Raw genomic sequence first — 23,107 nt, forward strand, 5'->3', positions numbered from 1 at the left:
TAGATATTTAAAATGGGTAAATAAATGAATATACATCAATTATCACTCATCATTTATCATTCATAAATTTTAATTTCCGGTTACTACTTTTGCAAAACGGATCACTTTATCTCCCAGCGTATATCCTGTCTCAATCACGTCTACAATTTTACCTTTAAGATCTTCTGACGGAGCAGGAATCTGAGTAATGGCTTCATGGAAGTCTACATTAAAGCTGTCTCCCGGATTTACCTCCATTGCTTTCAGTCCTTTTTCGGTCAATTTGCTTTTAAATTTATTGTAGATCAGTTCAACGCCCTGAAGATCCGAAGGATTACCATTTTTGGCAATTTCCTTTAAAGCTCTCTCAAAATCATCCAGAACGCCCAGCATAGAAACCATCATATCCTGATTGGCATACTGGAAAAATTCCATTTTTTCTTTAGACGTTCTTTTTTTATAGTTTTCGAATTCAGCGTACAATCTGATATAACGGTCTTTTTCCTCTGCCAAAAGTTCCTCCGCAGAAGGTTTTGCTGTCACATTGTCTTCTGATATCGCTTCATTCTGAATATTCGTTTCTTCCTGATTATTGATGCTTTCTTCGTTGATATCCTGATTTTCCATAATTCAATATTTATTTGGGTTAGTATTGACAAACATTCTGCCAAAGGAGAAAGGGTGACAATTAGGCAGACGGAAGTTAGAAGTTAGAAGTTAGAAGTTAGAAGTTTGCGGAAAAACTATCAACGATCAATCATCAATCATTTTTTAGGAGCTTTTTCGCGCTATCCACTCATACTCCTCGCGCAGCCGCATGCTTTCACCGCCAACGCGTGCTGTGGGGTATCCGTTACTATCGCGGCTAGGGTAGTAGGCTTGGTGACTTCGGGAACCTTAGCCATCATTGAAATCGCGGTTTGCAATATAAATATACTGGAACAGGGTAGTCCCTTCCATAGAAGGGTGGCGAAGACTCAAGAATTTTTGAAGGCGTGGTTTATTAGTTTAATCTAAATAATTAAATCTATTTAAATTCCTTCTCCAAAAAATGTCTGATACAGAAGATAAACATTTAAAACAATAATAATAAAAGAAATAATCCAGACACAGATTTTTAGAAAGGGTTTATTCACGAATTCTCCCATCTTCGCTTTATCACTGGTAAACATCACCAAAGGAACAACGGCAAAGCTCAGCTGCATGGATAATATGACCTGGCTCAGTACGAGAAGATCCGTAGTGCCCTGTTCACCATAAAGAATGGCGACAATCAACGCCGGGATTACGGCAATCAATCTTGTTATAAGACGTCGCAGCCAGGGTTTTAATTTAATATTCAGAAAACCTTCCATTACGATTTGCCCGGCAAGAGTTCCTGTTAAAGTAGAATTTTGTCCTGAGGCCAGTAAAGCAACGGCAAAAACAATGCTTGCCATGGAAGCGCCTAAAATGGGAGTTAGTAATTTATAGGCATCATGAATATCCGCTACATCGTGATTTCCGGAAACATGGAACGTAGCAGCAGCCAGAATAAGGATGGCGGCATTAATAAAAAACGCAAGCATCAGAGAAAAAGTGCTGTCTAATGTTGCAAATTTTATGGCTTCTTTTTTTCCCTCACTATTTCTTGGATAATCCCTCGTCTGAACAATGCTGCTGTGCAGGTATAAATTATGCGGCATAACGGTTGCCCCCAAAATTCCTATAGCAATATAAAGCATCGCCGGATTCTGAACGATTTCTGCTTTCGGCACAAGTCCTCCGAAAATTTCGTTCACGGCAGGCTCTGAAATCACCAGTTCATATACAAAACAAGCGAGGATAATAAAAATCAGCCCACCTACAATACTTTCAATCCACCGGAATCCTTTAGACTGGAGCAGAAGAATGAAAAGCACGTCTATTGTCGTTATAACAATTCCCCAGGTAAGAGGAATCTGGAAAAGGAGATTGAGTGCAATGGCTGATCCAATCACTTCGGCAAGATCGCATGCAGCTATGGCAATTTCGCAAAATATCCATAATATAAAGTTGGTAGTGGGACTAAAATGATCCCTGCAGGCCTGAGCAAGATCTCTTTCGGCAACTACTCCAAGTTTTACAGATAAATGCTGTAACACCATCGCGAAAATATTCGAGATCAGTATTACGGAAAGCAGCGTATATCCGAATTGTGCTCCTCCCGCAATATCAGTAGCCCAGTTCCCAGGATCCATATAACCTACGGCAACCATCAGTCCCGGGCCGGCAAAGGCAAGATATTTCCTCCAGAAACTTCCGTTCTGAGGAACTTTCACCGAAGAATATACTTCGGATAGTGAATTTGAGGTCTTATCTCGTCGCCAGGCGTTCTTTAAATTCAGATTCATAAAAATGTTAGAAATGACTAACAAAAGTAATTAAATAAATGAAAACTACAAAATCATCAATAAAAGATCCCGAAACATTTCGGGATCTGTAATATATATATTTAAATAAAATTATTTTGTAAAACGCACCGCCATTTTACGGTCAACGGCTCTTTCAGCATCAGAAGCAGAGGCATCAACCGTTGCAAACTCGCTTCCATATCCGTCTGCTCCGGTAATTTGTGATCCAACACCTTGTTTATCCAGCCATGATCTTATAAATTTTGCACGATCGTCAGATAATTTTTGGTTAGTGTTTTCATCTCCGGTTTTATCCGTGTAACCTCCTATTTTAACCTTAACATCAGGATATGCTTTTAAAATAGCTGCCAGATTTTGAAGTTGGCCTTCAGATCCTGCTTCAAGCTGGTTGGCACTTCCCATTTTAAAATTTACATGGTCAAAATTATACCACGTATCTTTTAATGCGTCATCATTTTGTGCATTTTTATAACCGTCTGATTTCAGAAAAGCAATCATTCGGTCTTCCATACCTCCTTTGTAGCCTTTTAACGGAGTGCCGTTCAGATCAATATCTTCATCAGCCTGAGTAGTAGATATTCCTGTCGCGGTATTGTTTCCGGTAGTAGTTGCGGTATCGGTTACCACTTCGCCGGAATCAGTTACGATAGTGGTTGTCGTTGTTTCTCTTTGTTCACACTGTCTCCAAATGAAATAAGCTGCGGCAATCAGCAATAAAAAAGGCAAAAGCCATTTCCAGATAGACCCGTCCTTATCTTTATTTTTATCGGGAAAAGTTCCATTAAGGGTTGTACTTCTGGTAACTTGAATTTTAGGTTCCTCCTGAGCCGGCATGTTGATCTTATCTCTATCATTGTCAAATTTATATCTTGCATCCCAGTCTCCCATATTAAGAGAAGCAAAGGAAAGTCCTGCAGGCAATAAAGTTGAAACAATCCCTTTCTGGTCATTAAGAAGACCTGAAATTCCGGCTTTATCCAGATTATTATCTGCAGCGTATTTGCTGATGGTGCCGACAGTTGCGCCGGTAACCAAATGTAAAAGAGAGTTTGAAGAATTATTACTGATTTCTGCGTAAGTAGCAACAGAATTCACAAGTCCGTTCATCTTATCGCCGAATATCTGCGTAAGTACACTGGCAATCGATGAATTATTTGAAGAATTTCCTGAAAGGTTATTCAGGATATCTGGTGAAGAGGAATTCATGATAGCATCCAATATTAAAGGATTATCAGAGTTATTGGCCAGTCCTCCTACTACAGCAGGCAATAATCCGCCGATCGCTTTTGAAATTCCCGATTCGCTTTCGCCATACTGTAAAGCAGCCTGCGATACCAAAGCCGGTCCCAGCTGTCCTTTAATAAGATCAATAATGTTTAGAGACATAGTAAATTATTTTGAGATTAATGTTGTAGAATGCTATCAAAAACTCGTCCAAACGGCTGTGATAAAAAAAAATCTGCAAAAATCCATCGGATTTTTGCAGATTCAAAATCTTATTTAAGATAAGTTAATATGCTTTTGCAAACAAAACTCTTCTTTTTGAAGGTTTTCCGGAAATAAGAGATACGCCTTCCTCGATATCATCATCCAAAGGAATACATCTTATGGTTGCTTTAGTCTCTTCCTTGATCTGTTCTTCTTCTTCTGCAGTTCCGTCCCAATGTGCATATAGGAACCCTCCTTTTTCCTCAAGAACTTTTTTGAATTCATCGTATGAATCAACTTTTGTTATGTTGTTCTTTCTAAATTCGAAAGCTTTGTTATAGATATCCTGTTGTATGGTTTTCAGCAAATCTTCGATGTAAGAATCCAGTCCTTCAATAGAACGTACTTCTTTCGTAAGATTGTCTCTTCGTGCGATTTCTACCGATTTGTTCTCAAGATCTCTGGGACCCATTGCAATTCTTACAGGAACACCTTTTAACTCGTATTCTGCAAATTTCCAGCCCGGTTTGTTCTGAGTGTCATCATCAAATTTCACGGAAATTCCTTTCGCTCTTAGTTTAGCCTGAATATCCAATGCTACTTCACTGATTTCAGCAAGCTGTTCTTCACCTTTAAAGATCGGAACAATTACAACCTGAATAGGTGCCAGTGTTGGAGGAAGCACCAATCCGAAATCATCAGAATGGGTCATAATCAACGCTCCCATGAGACGTGTGGAAGTTCCCCACGAAGTGGCCCATGCGTGTTCTATTTTTCCTTCTTTATTGGTGAATTTTACATCAAAAGCTTTGGCGAAATTCTGACCTAAGAAGTGAGATGTTCCTGCCTGAAGTGCTTTTCCATCCTGCATTAATGCTTCTATACAGTAGGTTTCATCAGCTCCGGCAAATCTTTCGGAAGGTGTTTTTAATCCCTGAATGACAGGCATTGCCATAAAGTTTTCTGCAAAATCGGCATAGACTTTATTCATTTTTTCAGCCTCTTCAATCGCCTCATCTTTTGTGGCGTGAGCGGTGTGCCCTTCCTGCCAAAGAAACTCAGCAGTTCTCAGGAAAAGACGTGTTCTCATTTCCCAACGTACAACATTCGCCCATTGGTTAATCAATATCGGTAAATCCCTGTAAGACTGAATCCAGTTTTTATAAGTATTCCAGATAATGGCTTCTGAAGTAGGTCGTACGATTAGTTCTTCCTCAAGTTTTGCATCGGGATCCACAATCAGTTTAGAAGGGTTATCAGGATCTGTTTTTAATCGATAGTGGGTAACAACGGCACATTCTTTAGCAAAACCTTCTGCATTTTTTTCTTCAGCCTCAAATAAGCTCTTGGGCACAAAAAGCGGGAAATATGCATTTACGTGACCGGTCTCCTTGAATTTTTTATCCATTTCGTCACGCATTTTCTCCCAGATTGCATAGCCATATGGTTTAATTACCATGCATCCTCTTACTCCTGAGTTTTCAGCTAAGTCGGCTTTTACTACCAACTCGTTATACCATTTGCTGTAATCTTCGCTTCTTGAGGTTAATTTTGCCATTAATTTTTTTTTAATTTTTTTAACTTTTCGCTATTATTGTTATCTAAAAATAAAAATCTATTTTTGATAGATTTTTGTACCTGTGGTAATGGTACATTTTTGGTACATTTTGCAAATATAATTTAAATAAAAAAATTTTTACGTTATCATGAAAAGAAATATACATAAAAATTTGCTTGGCGCCATTAAATCCAAAGGGATTTTAGCGGTGGCAGGCGGATTATTACTTATGTCCTGCGGTGCCCAGATGGGTGGATACAGTGAGACAGATGGCGTTTATTACGACCCGAATAAAGACACCTTACCGGAAGGCGTAATTATCAACGAGAGAGGAAACAGGGTAGGAGAGGATTATAATTATTATCAGGATGATTCTAATCTTATTCAGAATGCAGAGATCAATTCCAGAACAGGGCGTTATGAAGACTGGAACAACTATAACTGGAATAATACAGCAACCGACTCAGACTGGGGAATGTATGCAGGAAGTGAAACCAACTACTACGATAACTCGTGGGGCTGGGGTTGGGGTAATCCTTGGGGCTGGGGCGGCTGGTACGGAGGCTATAATCCGTATTGGGGCTACGGCGGTGGCTGGGGCATCGGACTTTCATGGGGAGGCTCATGGGGTTGGGGCGCCGGCTGGAATATGGGCTGGGGATATTCACCTTATTGGGGCTATAATCCTTATTGGGGATGGGGAGGCTATAATCCATATTGGGGCTACGGTGGCTACTGGGGAGGTAATTACTATGCTCCTTATTACAGAAGAAGCGGTGTTAACGGAAGAGGATTTAATACTTATAACGGAAGTTTTGCCAATAAATACGGAGTTACCAGTTCAAACGGTTTCAGAAGAAGTTCTACCGGTACCGGAAGTTTCAGAGACAATGCAAATAATGGAGGCTTTAGAGGATCTAATAACAGCGGTGGTTTCAGACAAGGAAATACTACCAATGGTGGTTTCAGAAATCAAAATGGGGTGAGACCTCAGGGCGGGTTCCGTAACCAGGGTCAGCCAAGACCAAATTACAATTATCAGCAGCCTTCCCAACCAAGAAATGACGGCGGTTTCAGAAATAATGGCAGCTTTAATAATTCCAACAGTGGCGGTGGCTTCAGATCAGGAGGCGGTGGCTTTGGCGGAGGAAGCGGCGGCGGTTTTAGATCCGGCGGCGGTGGAGGCGGCGGCTTCCGTGGTGGCAGATAATTTAAGTTAAATAACTATTCAAAAAAATAATGTTAAAAAAATCTTTAGCAATAATGAGTATTTCTGCTGCATTTTTTGCGCAGGCTCAAGATGTTTCAGTGATAAGGAATACGACGGATGTTTATTCCAATGCACCTAATATCGGTTCAGCAAAATTTAATGCCATGGCAGGATCTAACGGTGCGTTGGGAGGGGATGCCAATTCTCTTCTTACCAACCCTGCCGGTCTTGGAGTTGCCATTTCAGGAGAAGTTTCGGGAACGCTTTCTGTTACCAGCAATAAGAACACATCTTCTTATGCCGGATCGTCTTACGGATATACGATCAACAAAGGAGATCTTGGAAATGTCGGAGCGGTAATGACCTTCCAATTGATGACCGAAAGTGCATGGAAATTCATCAACATTGGTGTGAATTACTCTAATCAATCGATCGATAATTATATTGAAACTCCCGGAAATAGTAACTTAATTTATGATTTTCCTGATGCTACGAGTTCTTCATTAGGCAGACACGCATATGACAGGTATGGCTATATGTCTAAAACGAGTTTTGGTGTAGGTGCAAATTATAACAATAATTTATATCTTGGAGCGGGTCTTAATTTTTTCAATTCGTCAATTGACCAATCTGATACTGCAATTTTTAATTCTTTATCAAATGGCAGCTCAGAATACTTCAGTAAGCAAAACACTCCTTTTTATGAAAGAGGAAACGGTTTTTCGGCATCACTGGGGGTAATTGGAAAATTTGGACGAAATTTTAGACTGGGTGCTGCATTGGAAACTCCTACTTTCTGGAATATTGACAGAAGCTATAGTTTTTATAATGACCCGATTTACGGTGATGATTATGCTGTTGAAGACAGAAAGCTTACTTCGCCGATGAAAGCTACCGTGAGTGCTGCATTTATTGCTAATAAAAGTTTTGCTTTAAACGTCGATTATACATTGGGTTTAACAAAGCCTAAATATAAAGTATATGGAGATGCAGAGACTGAACTGAATGATTTCTTCAAAGACAATTACAAAAATCTTTCGGAAGTAAAGATCGGAGCAGAATACAGAATTAAGCAATTCAGATTAAGAGGAGGTTATGCGTATGCTTCAAGTCCTTTTGATGCACTAAATGTTGACAGATATACGGATAATGGCGGTATCACAGGTCAGTCTTACAATAATCTTATTTTAAATGACAGGAATGCACTTTCAGTAGGTTTGGGATATGATTTCAGATCATTTTATATTGACGCATCGTATCAGAATGTGACCTCAAAATATAGCAATCCGTTTTTATATGGAGTTGTTGATAATGCTTATGAAGCAGGATATTATTCTCCGAGCCGTTTGATCTCAAGTGATGCATATGCAGTATCGGATGTGAAAAATGTGAGAAATAACTTCTTTATTACCTTCGGATGGAAATTCTAATGTAATATAAGATTATATAAACAAAAGCTCCGATAATTTCGGAGCTTTTGTTTATTAATCAGGAAGTTATGTAATCTAATGATGATGTCCCAAATGCCCATGATCATGAAAAAGATGCATGACCAAAGCCAACGAAACTCCCAGAATTACCAAACCAATTTTCAACCAGTCGATATTATGGTTTTTGTTGCTTTCAAATATAATGACTGAAGAAATATGCAGAAAGATACCTCCTACAATAGCCAGAAAATAAGGCTGCAGATACGGATCAAAGTAATTACCCAACAGCATTCCCATCGGCGAAGCCAGCGCAAATAAAGCTACAATCAGCAATGAAGGATAGGATGGTGCAGATCTGGATTCATTTTTTCTGTTAAATAGAAAAGCTCCCAAAATAAAGGATATAGGTAGATTGTGAAAAACAATTCCCCATAGATAAGGAGAAAGTTCATGTTCATCATTTGCCAGAGGAATTCCTTCTATAAATGCATGAATAAAAAGTCCTACCATTAATGCCGCGGGAAGAATATTATGCTCGCTATGATGATGAAAATGGCCGTGTTCAAAACCTTTGGTGAGCGCTTCCAGAATCATCTGTAGTAAAACACCAATAATGACGAAGATACCCAGACTGGTTCCTGTTTCCGCAGTATATACCTGAGGAAAGACTTCGTTAAGACAGATGGTAATCAAAAATCCGGCACTTAAAATTAATAAGTTTTTAGCCAGCTTTTCTTTTTTTCCAAAATATTTTCCTAAAAATACTCCGGAAACAACACTTAAAATCAGTAAAAGAACAGTTATCATTTTTTCTTAAATAAATTAATGCAGCGGGGGGATTTTTCTTTATCAAATTCATTCAGCTGATAATCGCCCCAGATTTTAATTCGTTCAAAACCGCATTCTTCAGCGTAACTATTTATCGCTTCCAATGTATGAAGTTTTACTTTTTCAAAAAAATGGTAAGGTTTTCCCTTATCTTCAAACCGGATATCTTTAATTATATGTCTTCCTTCTATTTTTTTTGTAATCTTAAATTCGATATCTCCACGCGTTACGACAGCTTCAGGAACAATATTCTTCCGTACGAATTCTTCATTCAGATAATCCAGCACAAAAAAGCCTCCTGGTTTAAGAGCGTTAAAAACCGAATGAAAAACTTTTTTGTCATCATTTTCATTATCAAAATATCCAAAGCTTGTAAAGAGGTTGAATACGGCGTCCATAGGATCCGCATCAATGGGATTCCTCATATCATGGACGTCAAATGATAATGTCTGATTCTCAAATTTTTTATCAAATTCTATGCTTTTTCTGGAAAGGTCCAGACCCAAAACATCATATCCTAATGTATTAAGGAAAACAGAATGTCTTCCCTTTCCGCAGGCAAGGTCGATAATCTTAGCATTTGGCGGCAGTTGAAGGTCTGCCGTAAGTTTTGTAATGAAGTTTTCTGCTTCCGTGTAATCTCTGTTACTGTAAAGCAAATGATAATAAGGGGTATCAAACCAAGATTCAAACCATTCCATAATGCAAAAATAACTAAATTTGTGCGGTAAAAGGAAAAAGTATTTAATATTGAAAGATCGAAATATTCAATCATGCAATAATCAGAATGTCTAATCTTTTAATTCTTAAATATTTAAACTTTTAATAATAAGATATGGATACAGAAAATATACAAATTCAGATAAAAACATTTTTTGGGCTAGAACAGATTTTAGCGGAAGAAATTAAAAAACTCGGCGGAAGAAAGGTGGAAGTAAAAAACAGGGCGGTCAACTGCGAAGGGGATCTCGGTTTTTTGTATAAAATAAATTATTCTGCAAGAACGGCTTTAAAGATTCTGGTTCCCATTCATGAATTCAAAGCCTTCAATCAACATCAGTTTTACGACAGGCTTTTCAAATTCAATTGGGAAGAATTTATGGATGTTGAACAATCATTTGCGATTGACGCAACGGTAAATTCAGAAACATTTAAGCATTCACAATTCGTAACCCTGAAGATGAAAGATGCTATTGTTGATTATTTTCAGGAAAAATTCAAAAGACGCCCCAATGTTGAAACCCGAAATCCTGATATTAAATTCCATCTTCATATAGACCGGGAATTAATTACCATTTCCCTGGATTCTTCAGGAGATCCTTTGTTTAAAAGAGGATACAGACGAGAGCAGGGGGAAGCACCCATCAATGAAGTTCTGGCAAGCGGAATGCTTCAGCTTGCGGGATGGGATGGAAAGGGAAATTTCCTTGATCCGATGTGCGGCTCCGGTACACTATTAATTGAGGCAGCCATGATTGCCATGGATCTTCCGGCACAACTTTTCAGAAAGAGATTTGCTTTCCAGAACTGGAAAAATTATGATGCCGATTTATTTGCGAAAATAAAAGAATTCAGAGTCAATCGAATAAAAGAATTCACCGGAAAAATAATAGGCTATGATATTGACGCCAGAATGCTGAATGCCGCCAGAATAAACATCGAAGCTGCAGAAATGGAAGACGTTATAGAAGTTAAGAAACAGAATTTTTTCGATTCTAAAAAAGAACTTTTCCCGCTATTGATGGTTTTCAATCCTCCGTACGATGAGAGAATTTCTATTAATGATGATGATTTTTACAAAAAAATAGGAGATACCTTCAAGACCAATTATCCTAATACTCTGGCATGGCTTATTTCTTCGGATTTGGAAGCGGTAAAGAAAATAGGACTTCGGCCTTCAAGAAAAATCAAACTTTTCAATGGAAAACTGGAGACCCGTTTTTTACAGTACGAAATGTATGAAGGAACTAAAAAAGTGCACAAATTAGAAAATTAATCATACTTTGAAATAATAAAAACCCTCCTAATCATTATTCAGGAGGGTTTTTTATGAGTTAAAATGTATTACAAATTATTTTTCCATAGTTGAGTAAATGAAATAAAATCTGCAACGCTCAGCTCTTCCGCTCTTTTGTCCATGAATTCATGGGTTTTTAAAGCCTCCGGAATATTGAGAATTTTCAGAGCATTTGAAAGTTTTTTTCTTCTCTGGTTAAACCCTGCTTTTACGATCTGTTTAAACAAAACTTCATTTCCGGAAAGTCCTTCTTTGGGATTTCTTGTAAGTCGGATAACCCCTGATTTTACTTTGGGAGGCGGGTTGAACACATTTTCATGAACCGTGAACAAATATGAAGTATCATAATAGGCCTGGATCAAAACAGTAAGGATTCCGTAATCTTTCGTTCTCGGAACCGCGGCTGTTCTTTCAGCAACTTCTTTCTGAAACATGCCCACCATTTCGGGGATCAGCTCATAATGATCTACGATCTGAAACAAAATCTGGGATGAAATATTATACGGGAAGTTCCCGATAATAGCGATTTGTTCGTTTTTGGTAAATTGAAAATCCTGTTTCAGAAAATCACCTACAAAAGTTTCTTCCGTTACTTTGGGATAATTATTTTTAAGATATTCAATGGATTCATTATCTATTTCAGCAAGATAAATATGTTGATCTTTTTCCAGTAGATATTTGGTGAGAACACCCATTCCCGGGCCCACTTCCATTACATTTTTGTAGCCATCAAAACTCAGACCTTCTACGATTTTTCTTGCGATGTTTTCATCTGTCAGGAAGTGCTGACCAAGATGCTTTTTTGCTTTTACACTCAATGTTTTTTATGATTTTATTAACAGTGATTTTCTCTTTTTCGTTCCCAAATTTCGGAAGTTTTTTTCTATTTTAGCCAAAAATTTTAATATTAATGGCTAAATCTGTAGATGAATTTAATAAGAAAAGGCTTAGGTCTAGCAATATTACAGTGGTAATAAGTATTGCCTTAGTGTTATTTTTATTGGGATTAATGGGACTTATTTTAATCAATGCCCAGAAATATTCCGATTATATCAAAGAGCAGCTTGTGGTAAATGCCTACTTCGCTGAAAATTATAATGCTAAAGATTCTGTAAAGATTGCGAAAATGGAAGCCGAAGTTTTCAAGGAAATTCAGACGCTGGCTCCGGTGAAAAAAGCAACTTATATCACCCGTGAAATGGCATCTCAGGAAGCTAAAAAAAGCATGGGAATCGATACGGATGCCCTTTTCGAAGAAAATATATTTCCATCATCTATAGAAATTGCATTAAAACCGGAATATGTAGATCCTGCCAAAATTGATGAGGCGCTGAAAGTAATCAAAGCTGTTCCGGGCATTGCTGAAGTAAAAAACGACAGTACGCTGATGGTGGATGTCTATAATAACCTGAGCAGGATTCTAAAGTGGATCTTAGGTTTTTCTATATTGTTTTTAATTTTGGCGGTTGTATTAATCAACAATTCAATCCGCTTGAAAATATTCTCCAAAAGATTTATCATTAAAACCATGCAGCTTGTAGGAGCAAAAAGAAGGTTTATTCTTAAGCCTTTTATTATTGAAGCGGTTGTTCTTGGGGCAATTGGTTCCGTAATCGGGCTTTTGGCATTGTTCGGGATCTGGTACTATTTTACAAGCCAGATCGGTTCAGCCTTCGTACAGGACAATAATCAGTATTTCTGGCTGGTATTATTGGTATTCGGAGTAGGAATTTTTATCACGGTCCTGAGTACGGTAGTTGCTACCTGGAGATTCTTAAGATCAAATGTTGACGATTTATATTATTCTTAAAATGAGCAAAAAAACAAATAAATTTTCCGCAGAAGACTTCGGAAAAGAACCCAATGAAGTACCTCAGGAAACAAACTTTTATTTCGGAAAGGAAAACTTTAAGTGGATGCTGATAGGTCTTGCATTTATCATCGTTGGATTTCTTCTGATGATGGGTGCCGATGCCAATACCGTAGACGGAAAATTTGATCCGAATTCATGGAATGACGGGATCTTTTCTATCCGTAGAATCAGAATTGCACCGCTGTTTGTAGTCATAGGATTTGTGATCGAGGTGTATGCTATTTTAAAAAGAAAATAAACAATATTTTAGAATATAAACTTTGTCAGAGTTCAGGACTTTGACAAAGTTTTTTTTGATAAATACAAAAAAATATGGATTTAATCAAAGCAATAATTATTGCAATCATTGAAGGATTAACAGAATATCTCCCAATTTCTTCTACGGCGCACATGGGATTTACGGCCAGTTTAATGGGAATGCCGGAAGATGAATTTTTAAAAATGTTCCAGGTTTCTATTCAGTTTGGAGCCATACTTTCTGTAGTTGTTGCTTACTGGAAAAAATTTTTTGATCTGAAAAATTTACAGTTTTATTTTAAACTCGCTTTTGCAGTGATTCCTGCTCTTGTGCTGGGTTATCTGTTTGACGATAAAATTGAAGCTGTACTGGGCAACCAGATTGCAATCTCTTCAGTTTTAGTATTGGGTGGAGTTGTTCTTTTATTTGCAGATCGATGGTTTAAAAATCCTAAAATTGACGACGAGAAAGGGATTACCATAAAGAAAGCGGTTACCATCGGCTTTTGGCAATGTCTGGCCATGATGCCGGGAACCAGCCGTAGTGCAGCCTCTATTATTGGAGGGATGACTCAGGGCTTAACGAGAAAGGCTGCTGCAGAATTTTCCTTTTTTCTTGCCGTTCCAACAATGTTGGCGGTTACGGTATATTCTGTTTTTGTAAAAACGTGGGGAAAAGAAACGGCAAATCCACAGAAAGGATATGAGATGATTATGTCTTCACAGGATCATATAGTTATTTTTATTATAGGAAACATTGTTGCTTTTATTGTTGCATTGATTGCCATTAAAGCATTCATCGGTGTTTTGAATAAATATGGTTTCAAGCCGTGGGGCTGGTATCGTATTTTTGTTGGAATAGCTTTGCTGATTTATTTTTATTTTTTTCAATAGGCTAGAATAAATCAAACATTACTCATTACCCATTACTCATTACCCATTACTTATTATCCATCGACCATGACAGCTGAAGACTTACAGTCAGGACATCTATTTTTATTGGACAAACCTTTGGATTGGACCTCTTTTCAGGCGGTCAATAAAATGAAATATAAACTCAAAAGAGAATTTAACCTCCCAAAAAAATTTAAGATCGGCCACGCAGGAACATTAGATCCGAGAGCGACCGGACTTCTGATTGTATGTTGTGGAAAATTCACGAAAAAAATTCCTGAAATCCAGGACGCACCGAAAGAATACTGGACGGAAATTAAGATAGGTGTTCAGACCGAATCCTACGATACAGAAAAGCCGGAAATTCTTCACCAGGATATTTCGCATATTACGGAAGAACAAATTCATAGCGCATTAGAAAAATTTATGGGTGAAATAGACCAGATTCCGCCGGTTTTTTCCGCTATAAAAATTGAAGGGAAAAGAGCATATGACCTGGCCAGAGCAGGTGAGGAAGTTGAAATGAAATCCCGGAAAACAACTATTTTTTATATCAATGAAATTAAAATTGACCTTCCGCTGGTGAGTTTTACCGTAGGCTGTTCAAAAGGTACTTACATCAGAAGCCTTGCACATGACATTGGGCAGGAACTGGGAGTTGGAGCATATCTTACACAGTTGAGAAGAACCAAAATCGGGGATTACAAGATTGAGGACGCAACTTCTGATTTTCTGGAAAATGATTTTAGATTTAATCTGTCATGAAAAAATTAATAATAGCATTTGCCTTACTTTCTTTTTTAAAAGCTTTTTCTCAGGAAACCAAAGCTGCCAAACAGACGATGGGATTTTATTTTAACCCCTCCCTGCATCTTGGTTTTAAATTAAATAAAGAGAAAGAAATTCCCAACAATACGCAATATATCACTTCACAGCCGCCACAGAAAATCATGTATGGCATTACGGCGATAGGCGGTTATAATTTTCTTCCTAACTTTGCTTTAGGAACAGGGTTCAGATATAGTTTTATTCAGGACAACTATCATCTGATTTATCTGATGGTACAGCCGAAATTTATTTTTGATCCCGGCGACAGGCCATTTTATATTGAACTGAATTATGGAAAGCAACTGAATCATTCGGCAGTTTCCGATGCTGAATTTTGGGGTGGAAGATTGGGAATACAGGTTTCTTATTCAAAAAGGATCAGCCAGGAAGGAGGTATTTTCCTGGAGAGTTATAAATTAGGGAATTCAAATCCATTTTTTATCGGTATAAGCTATGGGGTGACGATTTTCAGTAATAAAAATTATACAGGATACGGAGAAGATTAATGGAAAAAACACGCATTAATAAATATTTATCGGAAGTTGGATACTGCTCCAGAAGAGCAGCAGATAAGCTTCTGGAAGAAGGGAGAATCAAGATTAACGGAAAAATTCCGGAGATGGGAACGAAAGTTTCCGATGAAGACGTGATTGAAGTAGATGGAAAGCCGATCCGTGAGCCGCAGGAAGACCATGTGTATATTGCATTTAATAAGCCTGTAGGAATCGTTTGTACGACAGATACCAAAAGAGAGAAAAATAATATCATCGATTACATCAGCCACCCGAAAAGAATTTTTCCCATCGGAAGGCTTGATAAACCAAGTGAAGGCCTGATTCTTCTGACGAGTGACGGCGATATTGTTAATAAAATCCTGCGTTCAAGAAATAACCACGGGAAAGAATATATCGTACGGGTCGATAAGCCGATTACGCCGAAATTTCTCGAAAAAATGAGAAATGGTGTACCGATTTTAGACACGGTAACCAAAAAATGTGAGGTTGAAAAAATTGATGAAATGAACTTCCGGATTGTTCTTACACAGGGACTAAACCGCCAGATCCGAAGGATGTGCGAATACCTCGGGTATGAAGTGAAAAAACTCAAAAGGATACGTGTTTTGAATATTAAACTGGATCTGCCTATTGGAAAATGGAGAGATCTGACAGAAGAGGAATTATCATCACTTCAAAAACTGGTTGAAGGTTCCAGTAAAACTTTTGATTAAATTGTAAGGTTAACTATTTTAAGTTTTAGCTAAGCCTTTATTTTGTCCCTATTGAAACATCGGGACTAAAGCCCGACGCTGTGTATATATTTCCATAATTTAACTTAGTAGTTTTTAACTCATTTAAGATAAAGTTTCATTTTAGCCTCATATTCCGGTTTGATCTTTAAAAGTTTCCACAATTTCTTTTCATCTTTTTCGGTAAGCCTGTAGAAAATAATTTTATCTGCGGAATATTTAAAATAGGGATGGCTTTTAAGCCATTCTTCCGGCGCTTCGGTCAAGGTATATTTTATAACATTCGATGTGTTAAGCTGAGCTGTGGAAAGCAGTTTCTCCATTAATGGTATATCGATGTTATACGTTGTTAATATCTGCTCCTTATTCATAAATCCACCCAGTTTTTTCCTGAAACCAATCATAGAGCCGGCTGCTTTTTCATCGAATCCAAATTCTAAAAGCTGTCTGAAAGTAATCGAATTCAGATCAACTTTAGAAAAGTCTGTTTTTTCCTGCTGTTTAATTTCAGACGGTACAGTATTGTGCCGGGCTGCAATGGATTCTTGATTTAATCTGATAAACGGCTTCAGTTCCTCAAATTTCTCAGTGGATATTACAAAACATTTCTGAATATCTTCGAGGTTTTTAAAGCTTCCCTTTAAATTCCGTTCACGGTAATTGACAATAATCTGTGACTGCTTATCAGAAAAGCCCAGCAATTTCCAGCCGTCGGTGTCTAATAGATTCGGATCGAAAGGACGGTATTGAATTTTAGTTTTTCCGGAAATTGAATTATTCTTGTAATAATTAAATCCGGCAGGTGTTTTTTCAGGAAGAATAAGATAAGATGATAACTTTTGATAATTTTCTTCGCTAATAATAAAACACTCTTTGAATTTTTCTTTGCTTACAAAACTTCCTCCCAGATAGTTTTTATATTTAACAATAGCTTCCGCCTGCCGCTCTGAAAATCCAAGCTTTATCCAGTCAGCTACAGCATAAAAATCGGGATTAAATTTTTGTGAAACCGTTATTGATTTCTTTTTAAAATGAGCAAAACCGTTCATGTTTGCTTCCCTGTTGTTTTCAGGCAATAATATGTACGGTTCCAGTTCTGAAAATTTTTCTTCCGAGACCGCAAAGCATTTTTTAAATTGTTCTTTAGAAAGAAATTTTCCGCCTACTATTTTTTTATAATTAAAAATGGTTGCCGTCTGCTTTTTAGTGAACCCTAAATGTTGCCATTGCTTTTCATCAAGATCATTCGGATCAAATTCTGCCAAATGTAGAGCAGTTGTATTATTGACGATAAAATGCACATCGGAGAAGTTTTCCTTTTCTTTGCTCCTGTATTTTTGAAATCCAAACAAAATAATCAGCAGCATTCCCATGAATGCAAGCTGTTGGTAATAATTTTTTTTCATCGCCGCAAACTTAACAATTCTGTCAGTTATTAACAATGAGCGGATTGCAATTGGATGATTTCAGAATATAAATTCAGGAAAATGATTGAAAAATATCCTGATAAAAAGAAAATCAACTTCAAATTTTACTTATTCCGAATCTTTTTCCACCAAAGAATCTTTAAGTTTCAACAGTTCAGCTTTTACAAATTCAAGCCTGTCGATTAATGTAATTGTTTCCGAGATTTTGCTGTTGGTGGTAAGGGCAATTTTGGCGCCGTCGAGCGTGTAACCTTTTTCTTTAACCAGATGATAGATGATCTGAAGATTTTTGATGTCTTCGGGAGTGAAATAACGGTTGCCCTTTTTGTTCTTTTTAGGCTTAATGATAGGGAATTCCTGTTCCCAGTATCTTATTAATGAAGTGTTTACATCAAATGCTTTCGCAACTTCTCCTATGGAATAATACAGCTTATCTGGTAAATTTATCTTCATTTTTAGAATCCTAATTTTCAAAGATAAAAATTTTTTAAATCTCATCAGCAAAACACTTCCGGAAAAGTTGGATCACGGGGTAAAAATCATTCTTAGTCAGCGTTTTTATTTTCAGTCCAGTAAAAAACTAAATAACTGCAATGGATCCGTTATTAATGTCTGCAAATGAGAAAATAACTTTGAATCTGATTGTACAAATCGTAAATTGTGCCATTAAAATTAATGTTGTATGAAAAATATTCTGCGGTTTGTCCCTATTGGTTTGGTTTTAGTAGTACTCAACTGCAAATCAGTAAATACCAATACTATGTTTTATGAAGACGTACAGCCGAAAAAAATTTCGGATCAGTTTACTTTTACAGAAGGACCTTCTTCGGATAAAGAAGGAAATGTTTATTTTACCGATCAGCCCAACGATAAGATTTATTACTGGGATTGGAAAACCAACCAGATTGTTGAGTTTCTAAATAATACGGGAAGAGCCAATGGTACTCATTTCGACAAAGATGATAATCTTATCACCTGCTCGGATAATAAAGGAGAGATCTGGAAAATTTCAAAAGATAAAAAGATTGAAGTCTTGCTGACAAATGTAGAAGGCAAAAGACTGAATGGTCCTAATGATGTATGGAATGATAAATTCGGTGGAATGTACTTTACGGATCCTTTATATGAAAGAGATTACTGGATCGGTTTTAAGAAGGAAACACCTCATAAGAGTTTGTATTACAGGAATAAAGATGGTGCCGTAACAAAAATTGAAACCTTTACGCAGCCGAATGGAATTGTTGGCAGTGAAAAATTCAAAAAATTGTATGTATCAGATATTGATGCCGGAAAAACATATGTTTATGATATGCTGGGTGAAGGAAAATTATCTGAAAAGAAACTTTTCTGTGAGATGGGCTCCGATGGTATGACGATCGATAAGCACGGAAACCTTTATCTTACCGGAAATGGGGTTCATGTTTTCAATCATGAAGGAAAAAAGATTTACCATATTCCTATTGATGAGGACTGGACAGGAAATGTGACATTCGGAGGTAAGGATAATAATGTATTATTTATAACGGCTTCCAAATCAGTATACATTCTTCCTACAAAAGTAACGGGTGTAAGATAGATATCATTTTTGGCTAATACATTTAATAAATTACCAACCTTGTCGGAATGACAAGGTTTTTTTATTGGATATTCTTAACACCAAAAGAGCAAATGTAACAAGAAATATATTTATTGATAAAATTTATATGCATGGCATATCAAAAAAAAGATTAATCATATATCATTAAATGGTGATAATAATTTTACTAAAATAGAATTATTGGAAAAAAAATAAATTTTTCTTTAAGTTTTAAATAATTTATTAAAATTTCGTATTGTATAATTGATAATTTATTATGTATAAATTTAAATATTATTCAATATATTACTTTAAATTGACTAAAAAAACTGAATGATGAAAAAAAATTATGTTGCGGTTGCATTTTTGATATGCTCCGTAGGCTTATTAAAAGCACAGGAGAAAGACTCGGTGGCAACCACCAAAATTGATGAGCTTGTTATGGTCGGCACGAGAGCCGCTCCAAGATCAAGTGTAACTACGCCCCTTCCGATTGATAATATTGATGCATCTATTATTAAGTCGTCCGGATATACTCCGTTAGGGCAGACTCTACAGTATAGAATCCCTTCCTTTAATTCTACAAGTGCTGCAGTGCAGGATGCTACTTCATTGCTTGATCCTTTTGAAATAAGAAACATGGGGTCTTCCAGAACACTTGTTCTTATAAACGGAAAAAGAAAAAATCAGTCTTCTTTAATTTTTACTCAAAATACAATTGGAAAAGGTGAAACGGGAACCGATCTTTCCGCTATTCCCAGTATTGCTATAAAAAAGATAGAGATTCTTCGCGATGGAGCTTCTGCACAATATGGCTCTGATGCAATTGCAGGTGTTATCAATATTATCTTAAAGGATAAAATAGATTTTACTGAGGCCAACGCGAATTTCGGAATGTTTTCCAAAGGCGACGGATTTTCTCAAAACTTTAATATCATTACCGGAACAACATTTAAAAACGGAGGATTTGTCACTTTTTCGTCAAATATTCAAAATAATGATTATGCCTACAGAAACGGAAATGTAAATCCTTATTGGGAGGCACAAACTTTCGGGGCTGATCAAAATGTGGTAAATGCATACCTCGCAAAATATCCAGATGCGCAAAATAAGAATGCTTACCCTAAAAAAAGCAATATAAGTTTTCTTGTAAACTCATCCGTAATCTTGTCTGAACATTCAAGTCTTTATGCTAATGCTTCACTGGCAGTAAAAAAGGTGAATAGCTTTGCTAATCACAGAACTCCTTATTGGGTGAATCCTAATAATGTGATTAATTCACCGGATGGATTTACTCCGACTTTTATTGGTGATCTCACGGATTATGGAGCTACGCTCGGGTATAAAAACAAAACTGAAAATGACTGGAATATAGATATGAGCGCTACCTTTGGAGGCAATAAGATTTTATATACGGTTGGAAATACTTTTAACTCCTCTTTAGGAGCATCCAGTCCTATTAATTTTAAGCCCGGTGGTTTTAGATTCAATAATATTGTGGGTAATATAGATGTTTCAAAAAGGTTTTCAGAAAGTGTGGCATTGGCTTTTGGTACGGAAGCAAGAAGAGAAGAGTATGAAATCTATGCCGGGGATTATGCTTCCTATTATCAGACGGGAGCCATATCTTTTCCGGGGATTTCTCAGGATGATGCTGGAATATTTTCACGATATAATGTTGGTGTATATGCAGATGCGGCATTTGATATTTCTGATGCTACTTCGCTTATTGCTACAGCACGCTTTGAAAATTACAGTGATTTTGGAAATGCATTGGTGTGGAAGGTAAGTGCTAAACAGAATATTATAGGAAAAAAATTGATAGCAAGAGCTTCTGCGTCTACAGGATTTAAGGCTCCGTCCCTTCAACAGGTTTATCTGTCAACTATTCAGAATGTTTTTTCAAACGGAACCATTGTATCGGAAGGGCTTTTTAATAATGTCGGAAAAGAGGCCAAAGCGGTAGGAATTCCTAGTCTTGATGCCGAAAAATCCCTAAACTTCACTTTTGGACTTGGTATTCAGCCCAATAAAAATTTCTCAATTACCATAGACGGTTATCTGATTAAGCTTTATGACAGAATTTTATTGAGCTCCAGAATGAGTGACCAGGCAACTATTTTAAGCCCGTTATCAGCAATTGGAATTTCCAACGTTACGGCAGCAAGCTTCTTTATTAATGGAGTAGATACCAATACTTTAGGTGTTGACCTTGTTGCAAATTACAGAAATATTAATATAGCTACAGGAAAGATGGCTCTCAACCTGGCAATGAATATTAATCACTCTGAAATTACAAAGAATTCAAGCAAGTTGGATGGATTAAACCTTGTAGCTCCTTTCAATAGAACGGAAGAAGCGCTTGCAACTACATCAAGACCTTCTTTAAAAGCAGTATTTGGAATAGATTATGCCATTAAAAAATGGAATTTTTCACTCAACAATACGCTGTTTGGAAAAGCTGTCTATGCGAATAGCGGAATGCCGGGAGCCAGCCTTGCCTGGAATGACCCTTCTGCAGCTTCGCAATCATATCTGGAATTTAGTCCCAGAGTAACATCAGATCTTGCAATCAACTATAATATTAATGATAAAAATACCATCAATCTGAGCGTCATGAATATCTTTAATGTTATTCCTAAATGGGAGTTGATGAACCTCCCTTCCGGTACCTCGTATGACGAAATTTATAATGCCGTCACCTTTAACGGAAGGTATCAGCAGTCAAGTTATGATGCGCAGCATTTCAGCATATTTGGAACACAGTTTATGCTGGGATATAATATAAAATTTTAAATAGGTATCTTATAATACATATTTAATAGAATGTTGGTTTCAAGTTGCTTTCAGGAGAAAGCAACTTTTTTTATAAATTAATAAGCCACTTCCATTTTCACTTTTTTGCCTTTCAGCTTTTCGTTGGCCAGCTTTCGTAAAACAGAATTCACTTTATTTCTTGAAACCGCAACATAAGAAGTTGTATCTTTTACTTCGATTACGCCTACATCTTCTTTTTGAAGTTCGCCTTTTTTCAGAAGATATCCCACAATATCCACTTTGTTTACTTTATCTTTTTTTCCGGCACTGATGTAGATAGTCTGAAAGGGCGTTTTTTCAGGAACTTTGTCAAAACCACTAACATTCTCTTCTGGGGTATCATTTTTAATAAAAGGAAAATTTTCTTCCTCTGTCATGATCAGATAAGCGAAACCTTTCGCGTTCATCCTTGCAGTACGACCGTTTCGGTGGATAAAAGCATCTTCTTTCGGAGGTAACTGATAATGTACAATGGATTCAACTTCTGGGACGTCTAACCCTCTTGCCGCCAGATCTGTCGTAATTAAAATTCTTGCCGAATCATTTCTGAACTTTAAAAGTGCCCGTTCTCTTTCATCCTGTTCCATGCCTCCGTGGAATGTTTCCCTGTCAATTCCTTTTTGATGCAAAAGCTCGGAAATTCTATCAACAGCATCGCGGTGATTACAGAAAATCAGGGTTCTCTTATTTCCTATCTTACATATTAAATTAAATAAAGTGTCCAGCTTTTCTTCCGATGTGGTCATTACTTTTTTTAATTGAATATCGGGTTTTACCTCATTTAATTTTAAAAAGTTGATGATCTTTTCGTCTTTAAGTCTGGTGAATGCAGGAATATCGTCCATTGCCGTTGCAGACGTTAATATTCTTTGTGATAGACCTTTTAACGAATTACAAATAAATTCCATATCATCATGGAATCCCAATTCCAGCGCTTTGTCAAATTCATCCAGAACCAGAACCTGAATGGTTTTCGGATCAAAATTGTTATTTCTTATATGGTAAACTACTCTTCCTGGAGTTCCTATCAACACTGCCGGAGCTTCAATAAGGTTGTTGACTTCAATTTTTTTATCATGACCGCCATAACAAACCGAAACTTTAAAATCTGTTCCCATTGATTTGAAAACCTGTTCGATCTGTAAGGCCAGTTCTCTTGCCGGAACCAAAATCAAAGTCTGAATTCCTGATGCATTTTTGCTGAGATTTCGGAGAACAGGAAACAAAAAAGCCAATGTTTTCCCCGATCCGGTAGGAGAGAGCAAAACAACGTCCTGATTATTTTCCGTAGCTTTATATGTAGATTTCTGCATCTGATTCATCTCCTGAATCTGTAGTTTTTGGTAGATCGATTGTAATTCCATGG

At 37.0% G+C, this 23,107-nt stretch carries 21 protein-coding genes; 11 read left to right on the top strand and 10 right to left on the bottom strand.

All coding sequences use genetic code 11. From position 1 onward, the window contains the following. Positions 1-69: 69 nt before the first annotated feature. The 4 genes from U9K52_RS02520 to proS all read right to left on the bottom strand — a co-directional run bounded on the left by U9K52_RS02520 (position 70) and on the right by proS (position 5,358). Positions 70-606, bottom strand: coding sequence for a nucleotide exchange factor GrpE (locus tag U9K52_RS02520; RefSeq protein ID WP_248392088.1), 537 nt, complete (start codon positions 604-606; stop codon positions 70-72). Positions 607-1,010: 404 nt separating this feature from the next. Beyond that, positions 1,011-2,351, bottom strand: a complete 1,341-nt coding sequence (locus U9K52_RS02525) for an Nramp family divalent metal transporter (RefSeq protein WP_263603704.1) — start codon at positions 2,349-2,351, stop codon at positions 1,011-1,013. 111 nt (positions 2,352-2,462) lie between these two features. Further along, complete coding sequence (locus U9K52_RS02530) at positions 2,463-3,758, bottom strand: OmpA family protein (RefSeq protein ID WP_322925100.1); 1,296 nt, start codon at positions 3,756-3,758, stop codon at positions 2,463-2,465. A 124-nt stretch (positions 3,759-3,882) separates the two neighbouring features. Continuing rightward, positions 3,883-5,358 (bottom strand): proline--tRNA ligase, encoded by a 1,476-nt coding sequence (proS, locus tag U9K52_RS02535; RefSeq protein ID WP_248392091.1) that lies wholly within the window; start codon positions 5,356-5,358, stop codon positions 3,883-3,885. A gap of 148 nt (positions 5,359-5,506) precedes the next feature. On the opposite strand from proS, the gene U9K52_RS02540 reads away from it, so the two are divergent. Beyond that, positions 5,507-6,568 carry a hypothetical protein gene (locus U9K52_RS02540; protein WP_322925103.1) on the top strand — a complete coding sequence of 354 codons (1,062 nt, stop codon included), beginning with the start codon at positions 5,507-5,509 and terminating at the stop codon, positions 6,566-6,568. A 53-nt stretch (positions 6,569-6,621) separates the two neighbouring features. Beyond that, complete coding sequence (locus tag U9K52_RS02545) at positions 6,622-7,998, top strand: hemin receptor (protein ID WP_312175825.1); 1,377 nt, start codon at positions 6,622-6,624, stop codon at positions 7,996-7,998. A 75-nt stretch (positions 7,999-8,073) separates the two neighbouring features. Here U9K52_RS02545 and U9K52_RS02550 read toward each other — a convergent pair whose 3' ends face one another. Continuing rightward, positions 8,074-8,802 carry a ZIP family metal transporter gene (locus U9K52_RS02550; RefSeq protein ID WP_323673777.1) on the bottom strand — a complete coding sequence of 243 codons (729 nt, stop codon included), beginning with the start codon at positions 8,800-8,802 and terminating at the stop codon, positions 8,074-8,076. Continuing rightward, on the bottom strand, positions 8,802-9,527 hold the full coding sequence (locus U9K52_RS02555; RefSeq protein WP_263603699.1) for a class I SAM-dependent DNA methyltransferase: 726 nt from the start codon (positions 9,525-9,527) through the stop codon (positions 8,802-8,804). Before U9K52_RS02555 ends, U9K52_RS02550 begins: the two co-directional genes overlap by 1 nt. A 134-nt stretch (positions 9,528-9,661) precedes the next feature. Between U9K52_RS02555 and U9K52_RS02560 the strand changes: the two genes are divergently transcribed. Then, on the top strand, positions 9,662-10,822 hold the full coding sequence (locus U9K52_RS02560) for a THUMP domain-containing class I SAM-dependent RNA methyltransferase (protein WP_322925109.1): 1,161 nt from the start codon (positions 9,662-9,664) through the stop codon (positions 10,820-10,822). Positions 10,823-10,890: 68 nt separating this feature from the next. Here U9K52_RS02560 and rsmA read toward each other — a convergent pair whose 3' ends face one another. Further along, complete coding sequence (gene rsmA, locus U9K52_RS02565; RefSeq protein WP_263603697.1) at positions 10,891-11,661, bottom strand: 16S rRNA (adenine(1518)-N(6)/adenine(1519)-N(6))-dimethyltransferase RsmA; 771 nt, start codon at positions 11,659-11,661, stop codon at positions 10,891-10,893. A 92-nt stretch (positions 11,662-11,753) separates the two neighbouring features. On the opposite strand from rsmA, the gene U9K52_RS02570 reads away from it, so the two are divergent. From U9K52_RS02570 to rluF, 6 genes are all read left to right on the top strand, one after another. Next, entirely contained in the window at positions 11,754-12,653 is a 900-nt protein-coding gene (locus U9K52_RS02570) for a cell division protein FtsX (protein ID WP_263603696.1), read from the top strand. Position 12,654: 1 nt separating this feature from the next. Further along, positions 12,655-12,954 (top strand): DUF3098 domain-containing protein, encoded by a 300-nt coding sequence (locus U9K52_RS02575; RefSeq protein WP_248392112.1) that lies wholly within the window; start codon positions 12,655-12,657, stop codon positions 12,952-12,954. A 74-nt stretch (positions 12,955-13,028) separates the two neighbouring features. Next, on the top strand, positions 13,029-13,847 hold the full coding sequence (locus tag U9K52_RS02580; RefSeq protein WP_322925114.1) for an undecaprenyl-diphosphate phosphatase: 819 nt from the start codon (positions 13,029-13,031) through the stop codon (positions 13,845-13,847). A 66-nt stretch (positions 13,848-13,913) separates the two neighbouring features. Then, on the top strand, positions 13,914-14,612 hold the full coding sequence (gene truB, locus U9K52_RS02585) for a tRNA pseudouridine(55) synthase TruB (RefSeq protein ID WP_322925117.1): 699 nt from the start codon (positions 13,914-13,916) through the stop codon (positions 14,610-14,612). Further along, positions 14,609-15,181, top strand: a complete 573-nt coding sequence (locus U9K52_RS02590) for a hypothetical protein (RefSeq protein ID WP_322925119.1) — start codon at positions 14,609-14,611, stop codon at positions 15,179-15,181. Before truB ends, U9K52_RS02590 begins: the two co-directional genes overlap by 4 nt. Continuing rightward, entirely contained in the window at positions 15,181-15,903 is a 723-nt protein-coding gene (gene rluF, locus U9K52_RS02595) for a 23S rRNA pseudouridine(2604) synthase RluF (protein WP_312175808.1), read from the top strand. Before U9K52_RS02590 ends, rluF begins: the two co-directional genes overlap by 1 nt. A 119-nt stretch (positions 15,904-16,022) precedes the next feature. Here rluF and U9K52_RS02600 read toward each other — a convergent pair whose 3' ends face one another. Both U9K52_RS02600 and U9K52_RS02605 read right to left on the bottom strand, forming a co-directional pair. Further along, positions 16,023-17,327 carry a hypothetical protein gene (locus U9K52_RS02600; protein ID WP_322925121.1) on the bottom strand — a complete coding sequence of 435 codons (1,305 nt, stop codon included), beginning with the start codon at positions 17,325-17,327 and terminating at the stop codon, positions 16,023-16,025. A 129-nt stretch (positions 17,328-17,456) separates the two neighbouring features. Further along, positions 17,457-17,801, bottom strand: coding sequence for a MerR family transcriptional regulator (locus tag U9K52_RS02605; RefSeq protein ID WP_029294276.1), 345 nt, complete (start codon positions 17,799-17,801; stop codon positions 17,457-17,459). A 229-nt stretch (positions 17,802-18,030) separates the two neighbouring features. Here U9K52_RS02605 and U9K52_RS02610 point away from each other — a divergent pair, with 229 nt between their 5' ends. Next, positions 18,031-18,924, top strand: a complete 894-nt coding sequence (locus U9K52_RS02610) for an SMP-30/gluconolactonase/LRE family protein (protein WP_322925124.1) — start codon at positions 18,031-18,033, stop codon at positions 18,922-18,924. 333 nt (positions 18,925-19,257) lie between these two features. Then, positions 19,258-21,720: a TonB-dependent receptor plug domain-containing protein gene (locus tag U9K52_RS02615; RefSeq protein ID WP_322925127.1), complete on the top strand. Its 2,463-nt coding sequence runs from the start codon at positions 19,258-19,260 to the stop codon at positions 21,718-21,720. 77 nt (positions 21,721-21,797) lie between these two features. On the opposite strand, the gene U9K52_RS02620 is transcribed toward U9K52_RS02615, so the two are convergent. After that, positions 21,798-23,105, bottom strand: a complete 1,308-nt coding sequence (locus tag U9K52_RS02620) for a DEAD/DEAH box helicase (protein WP_322925129.1) — start codon at positions 23,103-23,105, stop codon at positions 21,798-21,800. Positions 23,106-23,107 lie beyond the last annotated feature (2 nt).

The sequence above is a fragment of the Chryseobacterium sp. MHB01 genome (assembly GCF_034651565.1).
Classification (GTDB): domain Bacteria; phylum Bacteroidota; class Bacteroidia; order Flavobacteriales; family Weeksellaceae; genus Chryseobacterium; species Chryseobacterium nepalense.